Below are 16,907 nucleotides of genomic sequence, written 5' to 3'. Positions count from 1 at the left end.
GCAGAAGAAGTCAGACAAACTACAGTCTGTCTGCTTCTCTAAAATTATTAATTTAATCACTTAGATATATCAACATGAAAAACATTTTGTATGGAAAATGCAGTTGGAGAAGGAAAATACAATTATTCCTTCTCATAACTTTACTACATTCAGCAATGTCGTTTGCACAAGAGCGAACAGTAACTGGTGTTGTAGTCGATGAAAAAGACGAACCAATAATCGGCGCCAATGTAAAGGCGAAAGGTGCTAGCAAAGGAACTATTACAGACTTGGACGGAAAATTCATTCTGTCATTACCTAATAGTATTAGAACACTGGAAGTATCTTTTATCGGTTTTAACACTAAAACTGTTTCCATTACCGACAACCCCCTTCATATCAAACTGGATGAGTCTTCTATCCTATTAGACGAAGTTGTGTCTATCGGTTATGGCACTGCCAAAAAAGGAAATATTACCGGATCTATAGCTAAAATAGATGCAGAAAGTTTGGAAGACCGAGCCACAACAAACATCGCGTCCGCTTTACAAGGCCAATTGGCAGGAGTAGAGGTACGTACCACTACAGGCGAACCAGGATCAGAGTTGCAAATCCGTATTCGTGGAGCCGCTTCTATCAATGCCAGTTCAGACCCGCTTTATGTGATTGATGGAATACCCGCAGACGATTTAGGCAGTATTAACCCCAGTGACATCCAGTCTATTGAAGTACTAAAAGATGCTTCATCTTCTGCCATCTACGGTTCACGCGGTGCGAACGGTGTAGTGCTTATCACTACCAAACAGGCAGCGCAAGAGTCTAAAGTAAGAGTACAATTTCAGGCTTCATACGGTGTCCAGTCATTGGAAAGGAAACTTGATGTACTGTCTCCGGAAGAATGGATTGACTTTCGCACCTCATACAATAACCAAAGATATCTGGAGAAATATGCCAGCATGGGAGCAACTGCAAACGACGATATGGCAACCCGCATAAAACTGATAGGGAAAATGAACTACAATTATGTTAATGACGACCGTTGGACACAACCGAACTACGGCGGTTTGTTATTAGTTGACTGGCAAGATGAATTTTTCCGTTTGGCACCTCTGCAGAATTACCAGTTGTCTATCTCCAGCGGAAGAAATAATACCAAATATCGCGTATCCTTAGGGTATGTAGATCAACAAGGAATTGCCATTACCAGCGGATACAAACGCTTGACTCTGCGCGCCAATATAGAATCTAAAATATTAAACCGTATCACTATAGGATTCAACCTGGCTCCCAGTGCGACATGGAGTGAAGGCGGGCGCGTAGACGGCAAAGACCAACAAGCCAACAATATGCTTACCATGTGCCCGATAGTAGAACCTGCATCAGGGTTATACACTGGAGCCGAAGGCCACCCGCCTTATGCATGGACAAGTTCCAGCAAAGTAAGTCCGATTGCTAACATGGAACAAACAGTCAGGGATTCTGAGAACGCCCGTTTTAGCACCTCTGCCTATGTCAAAGCAGACATTTGGAATGGTTTGTCAGCAGAGCTAACCGGTTCTTATAATTTCAACAGCAGTCAAAGCCGTAATTTCAAGCCTAGCAATATTACATCCAAATGGAGTAACGGAGAAGGTTATGAAACGACCGGCAGTCGTTCAGACACCCGAAGTCATAAATTCCTGCTACAAGCATTATTAAAATATAACAGAACATTTGACAAGCATACTGTAAGTGGAATGGCTGGTTATTCTATGGAAAGTTCCAACGGCTCTTCAAGTAACTTATCTGCCAAACAATTTCCTGATAATGCACTAGAAATTTTTGATATGCAAGACGTAGTAATGCAGAGGGCGGCAGCCAATCTGTCCACTCCTTCTCGTTTATTGTCTTATTTTGGACGTGCACAATATGAATATGACGACCGATACTTATTGACAGCAAGTATCCGCCGGGATGGCTCTTCCCGCTTCGGTAAAAACAGTCGTTGGGGTATTTTCCCTGCCATTTCCGCTGCATATCGAATTTCTAACGAAAATTTCTGGTCTAAAGATTTCATTGTCAACTCACTAAAAATACGTGCCAGTTGGGGAATGAACGGAAATAACTCTATACCATCCAACGCTTCACTTGCTGTTTTAGATAATGCGAATTATACATCAGGTGGCGTTATCAACGGATTTGCTCCTATTTCGTTGAACAATCAGGAATTGGGTTGGGAAAAGACTGACAGTTGGAACATCGCTCTCGATATGGGATTATTTAAAAATCGTATTTTTATATCTGCTGACTATTATATAAAAACCACCAAAGATTTATTGTATAAAGTAAACGTACCAGCTTTATTAGGCTTTACAAAAGCTTGGGGTAACATCGGGTCCATCAGAAACAAAGGATTTGAAGTTGAACTTAGTACTAAAAACCTTGTTGGAAAATTAAAATGGAATACCTCATTCAACATAGGATATAATCAAAATAAAGTAATCAGTTTAGGAGACGATAACAGTTCTTATTTTACCGGATTTGAAAACACTCAAGTTTTCATGGTTGGTCAACCCGTCAAATCATTCTACTTATATGACGCAATCGGTGTTTATCAAACACAAGCCGACCTTAAGAAATATCCGGTCATGCAACAAACCGTGGTAGGTGATGTACGTTTCCGAGACACAGACGGTAATGGATATATCAATGATAACGACCGTACACTAGTTGGTAAACCGGATCCTGACTTTACGTTCGGTATGACAAATACATTTAAATATAAAAACTTTGACCTGTCAATCCTGATAACCGGACAAACAGGCGGTAAAATATATGGTTTGCTTGGCCGTGCCATGGACAGACCCGGAATGGGAGTAAGTATCAATGTATTATCCCGATGGAAAAACATGTGGCGTTCGGAAGAAGAACCTGGTGACGGGAAAACACCCGGAATCGGAAATTCAAATACCGGTCAGTTATATGATACCCGTTGGTTGTACAGTTCGGATTTCATCAAAATAAAAAATATAACTTTAGGATACAAACTACCGTTAAAAAAGATAGTACAGAACGCACGTGTCTATGTCACCGCAGAAAATCTTCTCATGTGGGACAAATACGACGGAGGTTTCTCTCCTGAATCCAGCAACGGGTCATCTGGTGATTATGATTATGGAGCTTACCCACAAGCCAGAGTAATTTCTTTAGGAATTAACGTTACATTTTAAATATTTATTTTATGAAACTATATCATTATATTATAAGCGGCACAATAAGTTTAGGTTTGTGTTTTTCATCCTGTAATGACTGGCTGGATGTCACGCCTGTAGACACTCGTACTAGCGAAAATTTCTATCAGACCCCATCACAATTGGAACAGGCCATTATCGGTATTTATAACGGCCTGATGCCTCTATCTGAATATTCATGGATGATGTCTGAAATACGTTCGGACAACGTATGGGTACCTTACAAATTAGGAAAGCAACGTGATTATGTGGATATCGCTTGCTTCAATTCGAATATCACTACTATTTCGACTATATCCAGCGCTTGGAATGACTTATATGAGATTATTGCACGAGCCAACCTATTTTTATCCAAAGTTGATCAAGTGGAATTCTCAACAGACCTGGATAATGTAAAAAAACAATTTATCGGAGAAGCTAAGTTCCTAAGAGGTCTTGCCTACTTTGAATTGGTGCGCTATTTTGGCAGGATTCCCGTCATATTAGAACCGATATCAATCGAATCCGCAATGACAATCAAGCAATCCGAAACAGTCGAAGTTTATGAAAATGCAATTATTCCAGATTTACAGGATGCAATAAGATTTTTAGTGGACGAACCTTTAGACTACGCTGGAAAATCCGCAGCAGCAGGACGAGCTACCTTAGCTGCCGCCAAATCTTTACTAGGACGAGTTTATCTGACTATGGCAGGTTTTCCGATTAAAGATGACTCTAAAAAGGAGCTAGCAAAAGGATTATTTAAAGAAGTTATAGACTATTCCGACGCAAACAACCAAAAATTTTGGGCGAAGGATATGGATGAATGGAATAAAATGTGGATTAGTGAAAACGACAATAAATATCATATTTTTGAGATTCAATATATTGCAGCCAATGGGTATGGTAACCCAATGGTTCCGGCTTCAGTTCCTTCTGTTTCACCAGTCTATACAGCTGTCAAATTATTAGGCAATACAGTTTACTGCGAAAAATCACTAGATAAAATCTTCACACAGAAAGATGAAAATGATGAATACATCGACCAGCGTTGCCATGGCACTATTGAAACTGGGAACATGGTTGACGAAGACGGAAGACCATATACGGGAGAAGACTTTTATGTCAAGCTATTCGAACATAATGTAAAAAGGAAAGAACTAGGTTATTCAGATATTAGCAGCCAGATAGTCGACCGTAATTATTTTCCAACCAATTATCCCCTCATCCGTTTAGAAGATATCATGCTCATGTATGCCGAAATCACCGGACCTGCGGAAGGAAAAGAATATGTTGACAGAATACGGACAAGAGCCGGGCTTCCCAAATTAGACGAGAATATAACTCCTGCTAATTTTGCTGATTCTGTCGATATAGAACGCCGTAGAGAACTGGCTAGTGAAGGAATCCGCTGGCATGATATCGTACGCCAAGGACGATTCAAACAGTTACTGCAAGATATGTTCAAACGATATGGCGACGAGGGAAATGAAACATACAATTTATATCTTCGCGTAAGAGACGATACTTACTTGTATCCTATTCCTGATGCACAAATGAAAGTGAAAGAAGGGCTTTATGAACAAAATACCGCATATAAGTAATCAACATACCTAGCGAATAGACAATGATATAATCAAGCAATACCATACTATTTATTTTTAAACAAGTAAAAGTCCTCAGGTGGCAGCCTTGAGGACTTTTACTTGTATATACAAAAAAGTTTCAGCAATGTTGTTTATTTGCCTGCCATCAAGTATCTTTGTTCATAAACTGAATTATAACGATTATGTGTAAACAACCGGATATCCTAGAAAGTGAAAAGATTCACTTTGCAGTCATGGCAATAGAAGCCGGAGCACGAGAAATGGGAATTTCTCCTATGGAAATGCGCCGACGTTTAGAGAAAATGAACCTAATCAAACGTCTTCTATTAGACAATTACGAGGTGATGCACACGCAAAGCCTGAAACATGTAGGCGAGGATGTGGCCGAGGCCTTGAAAAACTGGGAAGCACAGGAGGGAAGTACGATATGAAAATAACACTTTATATATGAGAGAACAAGTACTTTGGAGAAAAATCAGTCGCATCATCCTATTATTATCGAGCCGATTGGAGATAAGCCCGGAACGGGCATTAAATCTGTTTTATGAAACAAATGTATGTGCTATGTTGCATGATTTCCGTTACGGTCTGCATCTAATGAGTGATACCTATATTATAAATGATGTATTACGTGAATTGCAGGATAGGCAGTAATCTTAATAATCTGCCATTACTTAAAGAGGGGGAAAGTTGTCTGCAATGCAACTTTCCCCCTCTTCTTTTAACAGATTAATCTATCCTACTATTTTCCAACAGCACCTGCCCAGTCTTTCGCAAAGCGGAAACTACCGATATTTCCTTTGAAACCACTACGGTTTCTAAACGAGATAGCTTTCAGACCGGCTTTCAAGGCACCTTCTTCACCAACTACCACTGCATCAGCTTTCGGTTCATTCTGACTTAATTCGGGGTCAACGAATAAAGAGACCTCATTCTTGTCATAATCTACTTTCAATACCAGCAGATGCGTTGTGTTATAATCATATACCATAGGAGTCTCGTTGCGTTCTTTCAGCAAGCCGACAGCAAATTTGATTTTATCATTTCCTTCACGTCTGACATATACCTGCCCACGATTTCCCCCGCCAACATAACTTGCGCTTGCAGCCAAAAAGTCTGCCAGATTACTTGACCCGACTTTAGCAAAATTCACCAGACAAGCCAGATAATAAATTCCTTTGGAGTACACTTTCCCTGATTCAACCAAGGAATACACACTGACACGGGAACCTTTCACACCCTGTGGAAAACCAAAGTTAATAGATAGGCCTGCTTCATTATATCCTGCATAGGATAAAGCCTTTCCGACAGTAGGACTTACCACCCCTTCTACCGGTTTGGCTGTAAAGCCACCGCACCAGGTATCCACGTTAATGGAAGCCCGTTTATCATCATAAACCGTTTTCTCCAAAGTATCGCCTACCTTATAACCTTTCAACAGGTCATTCTTCAAAACTTGCGCCTGGCTTCCCAATGCAAGTACCGCCAACGCCATTAATACAAAAACTTTTCTCATAATTCCTCTTTTATTTTATGCTTTTAATCCGTGTTATTTATATTAATTACCGTCCGGTTTCTCTATTTCCGTAAACGGACACAGATTCCATTTGAAATCTTCAAATCTGTCGGGATGAGCAGGATTGAATCCTTTATAATCCTTTTTCAAGAACTTCACCGCATCCAAATCAGCTTTCTTCATTCCTTCAATAATACATTTAGCCAGTTCATAAGCACCGAAAGTATTGGAGTGGGAATTATCTTTCAATTCCTTCGTCTGTCCCGGATAGGTATTGGCCGGATAATGCACGAACGCATGTTTAGAGCCGTCTTCGCCCATTGCCTCATAAAGCGTACAGCTGATTTCATTCAAATCAATCAAAGGTACGTTTTCTTTTTCTGCCAACCAACGAATCGCGTCAGGATAATCAAGGTGAGTGTTCATTATCTTGCCATTCTTATCGAAGCGACGGCGTTGTGTCGGAGTCACTAATACAGGATGCGCACCTCTTGCACGCGCTTCATCAATATAAATCTTCAAATTATACATGAAAGAATAGAAAGCTCCTTTGCCGGGGCCTTTCTGCTTCTGGTCATTGTGCCCGAACTCCATAAAGAGATAATCGCCTTTCTTCATCTGTGTCAGGGCTTTCTTCAAACGTCCGGCACCGATAAAGGTATTGGCGGATTCTCCGGATTCGGCATAATTGGCTATAGCTATCCCGTCGGTGAACCAACGTGGAAACATTTGCCCCCAGGCAGCCCAAGGTTCATTGTCATAATCCACTACGGTGGAGTTGCCGCAAAGGAAAATGGTGGGAACTTTATCTTCACGTTCGATAACTAAGGAAGTTATGCGCGGGGTATCACCGTTGAATTCAAGTGTCAGTTTCTCATCCCAGTTCAATTTATTCTTTTCACGCGGTTTGATTTTGACTTTTTGCTTCCCGTTGATATACATGTTCCGTTTGTTGATGGTGAAAGATTCAACAAGCGTTTCTCCTTTCTTAGTTGGAAGATTCTCTATAAACAAACGGCGGGATTCGGCACGTACTGTCGTATTTCCGGCTGAGTCCTTGCTGCCAAGAGTAACGGTTACTTTATAATTACCGTCCGGAACATTGACGGAGAAGAAAAAAGATTGGTTGCTTTTTCCGTCCCATGCCGGTTGCAGGTCGTATCCGTAACCTTGTTCTTCGTTGAACAAGGTTTCGGATGTCACTTTGACATATCCCTCTTTTACTTTCTTGTCAGAAGTAAAGTCGAATTTATAGACTTGTGCATAACTTGTTAATACAAGAAACACCGCCAATATCATTGATACAATTACTTTTTTCATAATCCTTTATGCTTTATGCTTTCAATATACAATACCTCAAAAACATCGAATTAAAAAGCAAGACCAAAACGATATAAATATTCTGTCGTCTTATTTTTCGTCTTATTTGTTTCAAACCGACTACCATTATATATTGCATAATAGGTCAATTCTTTTCTTCTTTCAGTACTAGTCCAATACTCCTTATTAGAGTGTAATCCAATACCACCAACTTTTTCAATTTGTCTATTCAGAAGTGGAAATAAATTATTTGTACTAGTAGCAATTAGACCATTAAAGTCACCTATCGAAGGCAAATACCACTTTGTACTCGTACTTGGAGTATCATATTTATTCTGATATTCTCTTATTTGTTGAAGTACAACATAAGAATCACTCTTATCAATATTAAGCTTTACATACTCTTCAATCACCCTCACATTATTATATCCCAATCCAAACCGAGTTTCAATATTCTTCGCATTATCCTTTGCATTATCAAAATAATATCCACTTAATGAGGTAAAATGAGACTTTGCATCAAAAGTCAAGAACCATTCATGCATAAAAACAGTTGCATCTCCCCAACTATCTGCAACATCAGTCCCCAATGCCAATACAAGACCATGACAACAATTAGGATATTCTTGTTTCAAGATATCCATTTCCGGAGTAATTTTATAGTTGCTTACATCACCATATCGAGCAGATGGTTGCGGATTACCAACATAATAAACTACACCAATACAGTTTTTAGAAGAAGGAGTTTCTTCCTCTACAGAAATAACACTACCATCCGCATAATACAAATCGCCCACCTGCAAATGATGTGTCACCTCTTTATATCCACCATCAACAACAAAACGTTTGTACTTTCCTTCTTTCATCTTTTCCGTTGTATCAAGCGTACATTGCTTGTCATTGTAATGACCGATAATCTGATTCTCCGATGACGGTTTCCTTAGCAAACGGTATTCATCCTGCTTTGCATCATAATAAGGAGCTATTTTATTTCCTTCGCCCACATTGTCAAGATAGAAAGCTACATCAACAGGCATAGCAACATAAGGAGTTTCTTCCGGCATTGCCACTCCTTCGGCATCCGTAAAGATATAACGGGTGGAAGGCAGTTTCACAACAACCAGGCTCATGCGGTGCGTCAACTGAAAACTTAATGAGTAGTTTCCGTTCTCACCAATCAATGCGGTTGCATTTGAGGTCATCAAATCCTGTTTCGCATATGCTTTTTGGTCACTCTGCTCCGTAGTCAACTCCCAACCGGCTACCAAAGGAGCAAAGAAATCGTCACCTGCCAAATCTGTTTTATCGCTCATATCCGGTTGATAAGGATAATAAGCATAGAAAGTCACTCCCGCCAGGCGGTCATCATATAATATTGGTTTTCCCGACCAACTCGAACCATTGAAAGTAAAGGGCATATTATTGATCTCGTTCAATATCGCACCGTCTTTCACGGCAAACAATCCGATTTGGTCGCCCTGAGTAAAGGTAGTGACGAATCCCGCATCTTCCGTACGTGTAGACGGTTCATTGCTAATCAGACCTGTGTCAGTCACATTCAGTACAATTCCGTTCCGTGCATTTCCCGGAACTTCTTCCTCAATCTGAGAACAACCAGCCCAACCGAACAACAGGATTGCCAGCAAAGCTACTTGTATAAGTTTATATTGTTTCATCTTCGCTTCAAATTTTGAATATTATTCTTTATCAGTTCCTTCCACTTCTTCATCATCACCGTCCCACGAAACAGAATCTTTCTCTATGGTCACTTTCAGTCCCGGCTTACCAACTCCTACATTGTATGTATATTGATATCCGCCTTCCAAGATTCCCTCTCCATTGCCCGGTGTATGCCCGAAAGTCCTGCCGTCTTTCAACACCACCTTAAAGAACAACTTACCGGACATATCCTGCGGAATCATCAGTAACTGGAAAGAATAAGCATATCCCTCTCTAGTATTCTCTAGCAGATAAGGTTTCATCACTGCCGTTTCAACATCTGCGGTGGATTGCAATTTACCCTCTGTCATTGTCCCCTTTGTCACTGCACTTACAGTAAACACAACATCTTTCAAATCTTCTTCTGATACCGTATCCCCGTCACCTTTCACGTTGATAATCAATTTCACCGTTCCATGACGGAATTTAAGCTTCCGTTCGCTGCGGAATTTCATCTTCTCATAGGCATAAAGAAAATCAGAGTTTTGATAGGCTTCATCGGTAGTCTGATCGGCAGCTACCGTCCATTCCGTCAATAAGGTTTCCGAAGCCGGATACCAGGCAAACAAAGTTTCTTCCTCTGTGGTCGTGTACCAATAAAGAGGATCGTTATTCTTGGCACTCATTTCTCCCGATTGAGAAACCTCATACAGTTTCTGTGAGAAACCGTCATAAAGAGAAACGGATTCTCCCCCGTCCCATTCAGTCTTTTCACCGATGCCGCGCGTGAAAGTCATACCGGACTTTTCCGCCGTCAACTCCAACGGATATTTATTATTCTGTAACTCGTCTTCCGCTATATTGGTGCATGCCCCGAAGAAACCTGTCATCGTCAATAAGCTACCGAGCCATAAGTCTTTCCTTTTCATATCGTTCCTTTTTGAATCCTTGCCACTCGTTTATTCAGTAACCGAAGCTGTCACATCTTTATCATCTTCGACTATCCAATCTTCAATCTCCGCTTTGGTGATTGTCATTGCCGGATTTTCGAATGTCACATTATAAGGATAGGCATGTCCGCTCTCCAAATTCTGAACAGGCATATATTGAGTGTATGTCTCATCATTCATCCTTACTTCCAGCAATACTTCCGCCGGCATATCCTGCGGGAAGAGAATAATAGATGCAGTCATTTCACCTTCTGCCGGTTTAGTAATATCCATACTCAATTCTGAGTTAGGGGTAGCGACGCCCTTGGCAACAGCCTCACCGGTAGTTACGTTGAAAGTTCCTTCGAGTTGCAGGCTTTTCAGATAAACTTTCATATTGTTCAGTGTAGCACCGTTGGTCGCCTTGAACTTCAGTATTATCTTGGTCATTTTGTGTGAGAAGTCAAATGTAACGGGAGCCTCAGCACGAATCCCGGTAGCCTTCGCGAACAAGAAGTCTATTTGAGACTGTTTATCCGCTGTCTGGTCAGAGCCGCTTATCGTTTTTGCTATCACACCTTCCGTACCCGGCAAAGTTCCATTCTCACCCTGATAAGGATAATAAGCATTCAACGTAAACTCACCTTCTCCTTTCAGACGGATATTATTGTCTGTCGAACCTTCGTTCACAACACGAAACGCATTTCCGTTTTCATTGCGGTACTGGATATTAATATAGGTGTCCACTGCATTAGGCGTCGCATTATTCTCGTCCGCTTCAACAGTCACTCCGATACGGTCGTCCGTTGTCCATGCCGCGCCGACAGCACGGGATTTCTGAACATTGTCCAACACTTCGTCGATATTTCCAAAAATTTCGATGGGCTTATAGGCGCGGTCTGCTTTTCCCGATTCTTCGTCACTACAAGCAGAGAAAGCTAATGACACTAGCATAACGGCTGCTAAATACATGTTTTTCATTGATGTCTTCATTTTAAGTTATTGTTCTTTGATTTTTTACTTCCGCAAATGTAGACGTACTTATTGGAGTACACAATGGACGATTGTACGCAAATACCTTGGCAATTATCCATTCAAGGGAAGTAAGGTCATCGGAGTATAATTATCTATGGAAAAGTGTATATTATTCTATCTAAAGCTTACTTTGATTTTCCCTGCATACGGATTGAAATCAAAAAGGAGTTTGTCTCCGGCAATACGTATCGGCAGCCGTTTTTTTCCTTGTTTCACGAACACCCCTTTCAGTTCCCTTTTCACTTCCCTGCCTTCAACCACCATTGTCAACGGTTCTGTAAACAGTTTCCTGTTTAATGTCATTTCAGGAGTAATCGTCAAGCCTTTCTTTGTTTCCGAAACTTTCAACTGAATATCGTCCTTCTCCCTTATATAAGCGGCTACTTCACGGAATGTACCTACCCAAATCTTATCTTCCAAGCTTTTCACCTTGTCCAAATGCTCCCAAAACAAGGACGGTTCCTTGAAAGCATCATATCCGTAATTGATTCCATGCGTCATGCCTACTCCCCATTCCCCTTTTTTCAACAAATCATCCAGCCATTTGGCAAATCGTTGGGGAGTCGATTTGCTACCGATTGAGATCTGCCTGGTACGTGTTCCTACCCTGTTTTTGGAAGCCAGTTCTACGATTTCATCGGTTTTATAATTATAGGGATAGCAGTAAGTGACGGGCATCACGCCTATATTGGCAAAAATCGCACTGTCATTCTTTTCTATTTCCATCCTCACTTGTTCCAGTGTCAGACGTTTCGCATTCTTATGCGTCCAGCTATGATTGGAAATCTCGTGCCCGTTCTTTGCCATCTTCTTTAGTTCGTCCCAAGTCATACGGGGTAATTTGGACGATGCTCCCTGTTCCGTATAGTAACCGCATACCCAGAATGTACCTCTGAAGCCACGCTTTTCCAATTCCGGTGCAGCTACCGTGAAATGTTCCGCCAGACCGTCGTCAAAAGTATAGGAGATGGCACAAGCCTTGTCCTGCCTGTATTTGGCGACATGGACTTTCCAGTCTGCTGCCGACAGGATACTACCGGTACAGAAAGCGCTAAAAAAAGAAGCAAGAATAAAGAAAGAAAGTGTTTTCATGGTTCTAACAAATGATTAAATATATTGGATATATGGATACAATAATCCAGTTACGCACTATTTACTTTGCAAAAGTAGGCGTACTTCCCCTCTTGTACAATAGACTATTGTACACAAATACAAGGAAAATTATCCAATATGTTATATTATCGCTATGAATCCGATTCTTGTGACTCCGAAGAAGCAGTATCCGTATTCACCCCACGCTGATAAACAGACGGTGCCACGCCGAACTGCGCCTTAAAACATTTACTGAAATAGAACGGGTCGCTGATACCAACTTTATAGGATACTTCCGCAACAGTCAGGTTGTCTTCCGAGAGCAGCAGTTCCGCCGCTTTCTTCATCCGGACTACACGCAGGTATTCATTAGGTGAATATCCGGTCACACCGCGCAGCTTCCGATAGAAGACCGTCCGTCCCAACTTCATCAACTGCGCAAACTCGTCAATAGAGAATTCAGGACGAGCGAGGTTCTGTTCAAGGATAGCAGCCAACCGGTCGGCAAATTCCTTATCCCGGTCGGTGGTGCACATGGCAGGACGCACAATACCCGGTTCACTGGAGAACTTCTCACGCAGTTTGTCGCGTTGCTCTATCAACCTGAATACACGTGCCAACAGTAGTTTCACGCTGAATGGCTTTGCAATGTAGGCATCCGCTCCCGCTTCGATACCCTCCAGATGTTTTTCGGGTGAGCTTAATGCAGTCAGCAGGATGATAGGGATATGGCTTGTATCGAAATCCGATTTCAGTTTCCGGGTTACTTCAAATCCTGTCATGCCCGGCATAAGCACATCGCAGATTATCAAGTCCGCTTCGGACGTGCGCGCCTTCTCAAAGCCGGATGTTCCGTCAGCAGCCACTTCCACTTCAAAATAGGCTCCGATTTCTTCTTTCAGGAATTCACGAATATCGTTGTCGTCCTCAATAATCAGGACTTTCCGTTTGTTTAAAGGAGCAGGCAACTTTTCCGGGTCGGGCAGTTCTTCCGAGAGTTGCAGCAGATGATGCGCCTGTCCGTCCGCTTCTTTCAGTAATACATTGCCGGGAATCAGAAAGTCTTTCTCCGAATAGACCGTCTTGTCCGTCGGGATACATACGGTAAATACAGAACCACCACCTTCGTTGTCCTTATATTCAATCGTACCCTTATGCACCGACACCAATTCATGGCTCAAATGCAGACCTACACCGATACTATCACCGGAGAAGTTGCTCTGCATAAAGCGTTTGAACAGTTCATTCTGCTTCTCTTTAGGAATACCCACTCCGGTATCCGAAACCTGAATCTGCAATGTTTGTTTCCCTTCGTCCACGTTTACCGAAAGGATGATAGTGCCGTTGGAAGGTGTATATTTAAATGCATTGGAAAGCAGGTTGTAAGTCACTTTATCCAAGTTTCCCTTGTCGATGAACATCTTATAGGAAGGCACGGAAGGCAGGAAACGGAAATTCATGTTCTTCTGTTCCGCCACGTCCCCGAAGCTCAGGAATATTTCATAAAGGAAAGAGATGACATCGGTTTCTTCCAAAGAAAGTGCCAGTTTATTGTTCTGCATCTTACGGAATTCGAGTAACTGGTTGATAAGCCTCAACATACGTTGCGTGCTCTTATCCATGGTCTTCAACGGGTATATCAGTTCACGGGGAATATCCGTGACGCGCTGTATTTTCTCCAGTGCTCCCTGAATCAATGTAAGCGGGGTACGGAATTCGTGGGAGATATTGGTGAAGAATACCAGTTTATATTCGGTCAACTGCTTTTCTACATTGATACGGTTGCGCAGCCCGTTAAAGTTGCGGACAATGCGGAAGGTAAAGTATAAAGCTACAATCAACAACAACACATAGCACAGCATTGCCCAACTCGTCTTCCAAAATGGCGGGACAACCACAATCTTCAAGGTAGTCTCGCTGTCGTTCCAAATGCCCGAACCGTTGCTCGACTTGACATGAAGCACATACGTCCCCGGATTCAGATACTTGAAAGAAGCGAAATTCAGGGGAGAAGGCGCGCTCCAACCTTTATCGTAGTTCTCCAGCCAGTACATATACTTCGTATGCCCGCTATCAGAATAATCAAAGGTAGAAAAGTCTATCAGAAACGAATTCTGGAAGTATTTCAGAGTAATTTCATCCGAGTAGGCAAGAGACTGCTTCAACGGGGAGTCTTCCATTTGCGGATTCATCTGTGTGCCGTTGACATACAAATCGGTGAAGACCACTGGAGAGAAAGTTTCGCTATCCTGTATCTTTTCAGGATCGATGACAATCAGACCGTAGTTTGTTCCGAACAACAACTTTCCGTCTTCACGCATGCAGGCGCTATTCTCACTATACACATTTCCCAAGGTGTAGGAAGAAAAGAAGTAGTTCTCGAAAGAACGATTAGCCGGATTAAACTTGGAGATGCCATATTCAGTAGCCACCCAGATATTTCCTTTCTTGTCTCCCAGGATAGATTGAATCACATCATTGACCAGCCCTTCGGAAGTGCCGTAATGCTCGTACTTCAAAGAATTGTAATTATCCTGCGGCTCACAAAGATTCAACCCCGAACCAGATGTGCCAATCCACATCCGCCCTTCCATATCCCGGTAGATGCACTTGATTTCGTTACTGCAAAACTTGCCGTTCGTGTAGCTGAACAGATGATAATTATCCGAATCGGCTATCAATGAATCGGGATGAAAGATGCAGATACCCTCGCTGGTTCCTACCCAAACCATTCCGTTCGCGTCTTCCTCTATCACACGCACCATCCGCGTTCCGAATCTCTGCTGGAAGAAATGGCGGAATTTATATTTGCCGTCGGGCGCAGGTTCCGCCAGTTCAAGTCCGCCACCGAATGTCCCTATCCACATACGGTCTTTGCGGTCGCGGTAGATGGAAAAGACATTATTGTCGGACAAAGCCATGAGGTCGGAAGGATTATTATAATACCAGGTATCTCCCACTTTCAGCCCGTTTCCACGGGTTCCTGTCCACATTCGTCCCTGTCCATCTTCGGCAATGGCATAAATATTGGAATGGAAATACTGATTGTTCATCTTCGAGCGGAGATTGGAATCAAAGGTGTAAAGTCCCCCTTTACGTGTACCGACACATATATCACCATTCGACATCTTAGTGAGCATACGGATGGTATTCGAACGGTCGAACAAATCACGGGATTCGGGATAGATACGGGAAGTTCCTTCATTCAAGACGGAGATGCGGGACAAGCCCGAATACTCGGAAGCTACCCAGATACCGCCGGCACGGTCTTCCATGACATAGAGCAGGAAGTCCGAACTGATATGGCTCTGGTCATTTATATTTGCCATGAAGTGTTCCAGTTTGTCTTCGGCGGTATTATAGGCGAAAAGGCCGTTGCCATAGGTCGAAATCCAGATAATTCCGCGGGAATCATGGACGATGTGATAACGTTCGAAGTCGATGTAGCTTATCTTATCCTGCGGAATCAACTGGAAGTCTTTGATTTCTCCCGTTTCGGCAAGCACATAAGTAAGGTGTCCCGTATGGTTGTATATCCAATAATCACCGTGATTGTCACGTATCAGTTCGCCTTTCTTGATATCCATGCGGGAATCCGCCTGAATGTCACCGGTGTTAAAATCGTACGTATATACTCCGGTAGTTGTCAGAATCACCCATTTATCCTTTAACAGGAAATTGCCGGTCGGCGAAGTCTTTCCTGCTACAATGGTAAGGGAAGCCAGTTTCTGCATCTTTTGTGTGGCAGACTGATAAAGGTAGATGTCCCCGTCGGCAGTCAGGAAGTACATATCATCCTTGTAAGCCAGTGAAGACGTGAAATGGATCAGACGGTCTTCTATTTGGTATTGTCCGTTGGTGACAGAGATTAGGCCGCATTGAGTTCCAATCCAAATACGACCACTGGCATCCTCATTAACAAATTTCACTCTGTTGTCCGGCAGGTTTCCGCATTCAGTTCTGAATACAGTAGAGGTCATTCCGCCGTCCGGTTGATGGTTCATTCGGCGACAGCCATTGCCCGAATGATGCAGCCACACATCTCCGTTGGCGGCTACGAATACCTTCGAATAGTTCTGTCTCGACTCGCCACATCCGGTATAATCAATAAAACGGGCACGTTGCAAATCGTAACAGCTATATAATTCCGGTGTAGTGGAAATCCACAGGAAACCGTCTTTATCTTCGGTCAGGTCGTAAATCCGGTTGTCCGCCAAAGAGACTTTGTCTCCGGCTTCCGGACGGAAAGTCAGGAAAGAGTTGCCGTCATAACGGCTTAATCCGTTCAAGGTAGCCAGCCACAGGAAGCCTTTGCTATCCTGATAGATATAACGGACAGAGTTATTGGGAAGACCGTCACTGGTTCTCATTTGCGTGGAACGGAGTTCTATTGCGCTATAAGCATTCAGCACAAAGCAAACGAGAAAAAGGAAGAGTGAAAGGTGTCTTTGAGTCATAATAGATTCCAAGATTAATAATTAATGTTGGACAAAAATAGTCAAGATTGTTGGAATAAGAAAGAAACACTTCATTTAAATAGTATGAGGAGAATGCTTGTATT

The 16,907-nt window shown here is 42.3% G+C and carries 11 protein-coding genes; 4 read left to right on the top strand and 7 right to left on the bottom strand.

The genetic code is table 11. From position 1 onward, the window contains the following. Window positions 1-74 precede the first annotated feature (74 nt). The 4 genes from BQ7997_RS19410 to BQ7997_RS19395 all read left to right on the top strand — a co-directional run bounded on the left by BQ7997_RS19410 (window position 75) and on the right by BQ7997_RS19395 (window position 5,449). A complete protein-coding gene (locus BQ7997_RS19410; RefSeq protein ID WP_073347711.1) occupies window positions 75-3,188 on the top strand; it encodes a SusC/RagA family TonB-linked outer membrane protein in 3,114 nt (1,037 codons plus the stop codon). 11 nt (window positions 3,189-3,199) lie between these two features. Further along, a complete protein-coding gene (locus tag BQ7997_RS19405; RefSeq protein ID WP_044655134.1) occupies window positions 3,200-4,792 on the top strand; it encodes a RagB/SusD family nutrient uptake outer membrane protein in 1,593 nt (530 codons plus the stop codon). A gap of 185 nt (window positions 4,793-4,977) precedes the next feature. After that, window positions 4,978-5,226 (top strand): DUF3791 domain-containing protein, encoded by a 249-nt coding sequence (locus tag BQ7997_RS19400; protein ID WP_044655133.1) that lies wholly within the window; start codon window positions 4,978-4,980, stop codon window positions 5,224-5,226. Window positions 5,227-5,242: 16 nt separating this feature from the next. Next, a complete protein-coding gene (locus BQ7997_RS19395) occupies window positions 5,243-5,449 on the top strand; it encodes a DUF3791 domain-containing protein (protein WP_044655132.1) in 207 nt (68 codons plus the stop codon). Between the two features lie 88 nt (window positions 5,450-5,537). Here BQ7997_RS19395 and BQ7997_RS19390 read toward each other — a convergent pair whose 3' ends face one another. From BQ7997_RS19390 to BQ7997_RS19360, 7 genes are all read right to left on the bottom strand, one after another. Further along, the gene (locus BQ7997_RS19390) at window positions 5,538-6,311 is read right to left on the bottom strand and encodes a hypothetical protein (RefSeq protein WP_073347710.1); all 774 of its coding nucleotides are present in this window, start codon (window positions 6,309-6,311) and stop codon (window positions 5,538-5,540) included. A gap of 42 nt (window positions 6,312-6,353) precedes the next feature. After that, entirely contained in the window at window positions 6,354-7,631 is a 1,278-nt protein-coding gene (locus tag BQ7997_RS19385; protein ID WP_073347709.1) for a rhamnogalacturonan acetylesterase, read from the bottom strand. Window positions 7,632-7,681: 50 nt separating this feature from the next. After that, window positions 7,682-9,307 (bottom strand): fimbrillin family protein, encoded by a 1,626-nt coding sequence (locus BQ7997_RS19380; protein WP_073347708.1) that lies wholly within the window; start codon window positions 9,305-9,307, stop codon window positions 7,682-7,684. Between the two features lie 21 nt (window positions 9,308-9,328). Continuing rightward, window positions 9,329-10,219: a fimbrillin family protein gene (locus BQ7997_RS19375; protein WP_073347707.1), complete on the bottom strand. Its 891-nt coding sequence runs from the start codon at window positions 10,217-10,219 to the stop codon at window positions 9,329-9,331. 30 nt (window positions 10,220-10,249) lie between these two features. Continuing rightward, window positions 10,250-11,200 carry a fimbrillin family protein gene (locus tag BQ7997_RS19370; protein WP_073347706.1) on the bottom strand — a complete coding sequence of 317 codons (951 nt, stop codon included), beginning with the start codon at window positions 11,198-11,200 and terminating at the stop codon, window positions 10,250-10,252. Between the two features lie 168 nt (window positions 11,201-11,368). Further along, window positions 11,369-12,346 carry a polysaccharide deacetylase family protein gene (locus BQ7997_RS19365; RefSeq protein WP_073347705.1) on the bottom strand — a complete coding sequence of 326 codons (978 nt, stop codon included), beginning with the start codon at window positions 12,344-12,346 and terminating at the stop codon, window positions 11,369-11,371. 152 nt (window positions 12,347-12,498) lie between these two features. Beyond that, on the bottom strand, window positions 12,499-16,803 hold the full coding sequence (locus BQ7997_RS19360; protein WP_073347704.1) for a hybrid sensor histidine kinase/response regulator transcription factor: 4,305 nt from the start codon (window positions 16,801-16,803) through the stop codon (window positions 12,499-12,501). Window positions 16,804-16,907: the final 104 nt, after the last annotated feature.

This window comes from Bacteroides congonensis, assembly GCF_900130125.1.
Lineage (GTDB): Bacteria > Bacteroidota > Bacteroidia > Bacteroidales > Bacteroidaceae > Bacteroides > Bacteroides congonensis.
Note: the sequence above shows the minus strand (reverse complement) of the source record. Positions and strands in the feature narration are given on the sequence as shown.

Bases quoted from the DNA above. Each gene is read 5' to 3' on its own strand.
- BQ7997_RS19365 (WP_073347705.1), bottom strand. From the start codon at position 12,346: ATGAAAACACTTTCTTTCTTTATTCTTGCTTCTTTTTTTAGCGCTTTC.
- BQ7997_RS19390 (WP_073347710.1), bottom strand. From the start codon at position 6,311: ATGAGAAAAGTTTTTGTATTAATGGCGTTGGCGGTACTTGCATTGGGA.
- BQ7997_RS19375 (WP_073347707.1), bottom strand. From the start codon at position 10,219: ATGAAAAGGAAAGACTTATGGCTCGGTAGCTTATTGACGATGACAGGT.
- BQ7997_RS19380 (WP_073347708.1), bottom strand. From the start codon at position 9,307: ATGAAACAATATAAACTTATACAAGTAGCTTTGCTGGCAATCCTGTTG.
- BQ7997_RS19370 (WP_073347706.1), bottom strand. From the start codon at position 11,200: ATGAAAAACATGTATTTAGCAGCCGTTATGCTAGTGTCATTAGCTTTC.
- BQ7997_RS19395 (WP_044655132.1), top strand. From the start codon at position 5,243: ATGAGAGAACAAGTACTTTGGAGAAAAATCAGTCGCATCATCCTATTA.
- BQ7997_RS19410 (WP_073347711.1), top strand. From the start codon at position 75: ATGAAAAACATTTTGTATGGAAAATGCAGTTGGAGAAGGAAAATACAA.
- BQ7997_RS19385 (WP_073347709.1), bottom strand. From the start codon at position 7,631: ATGAAAAAAGTAATTGTATCAATGATATTGGCGGTGTTTCTTGTATTA.
- BQ7997_RS19405 (WP_044655134.1), top strand. From the start codon at position 3,200: ATGAAACTATATCATTATATTATAAGCGGCACAATAAGTTTAGGTTTG.
- BQ7997_RS19360 (WP_073347704.1), bottom strand. From the start codon at position 16,803: ATGACTCAAAGACACCTTTCACTCTTCCTTTTTCTCGTTTGCTTTGTG.
- BQ7997_RS19400 (WP_044655133.1), top strand. From the start codon at position 4,978: ATGTGTAAACAACCGGATATCCTAGAAAGTGAAAAGATTCACTTTGCA.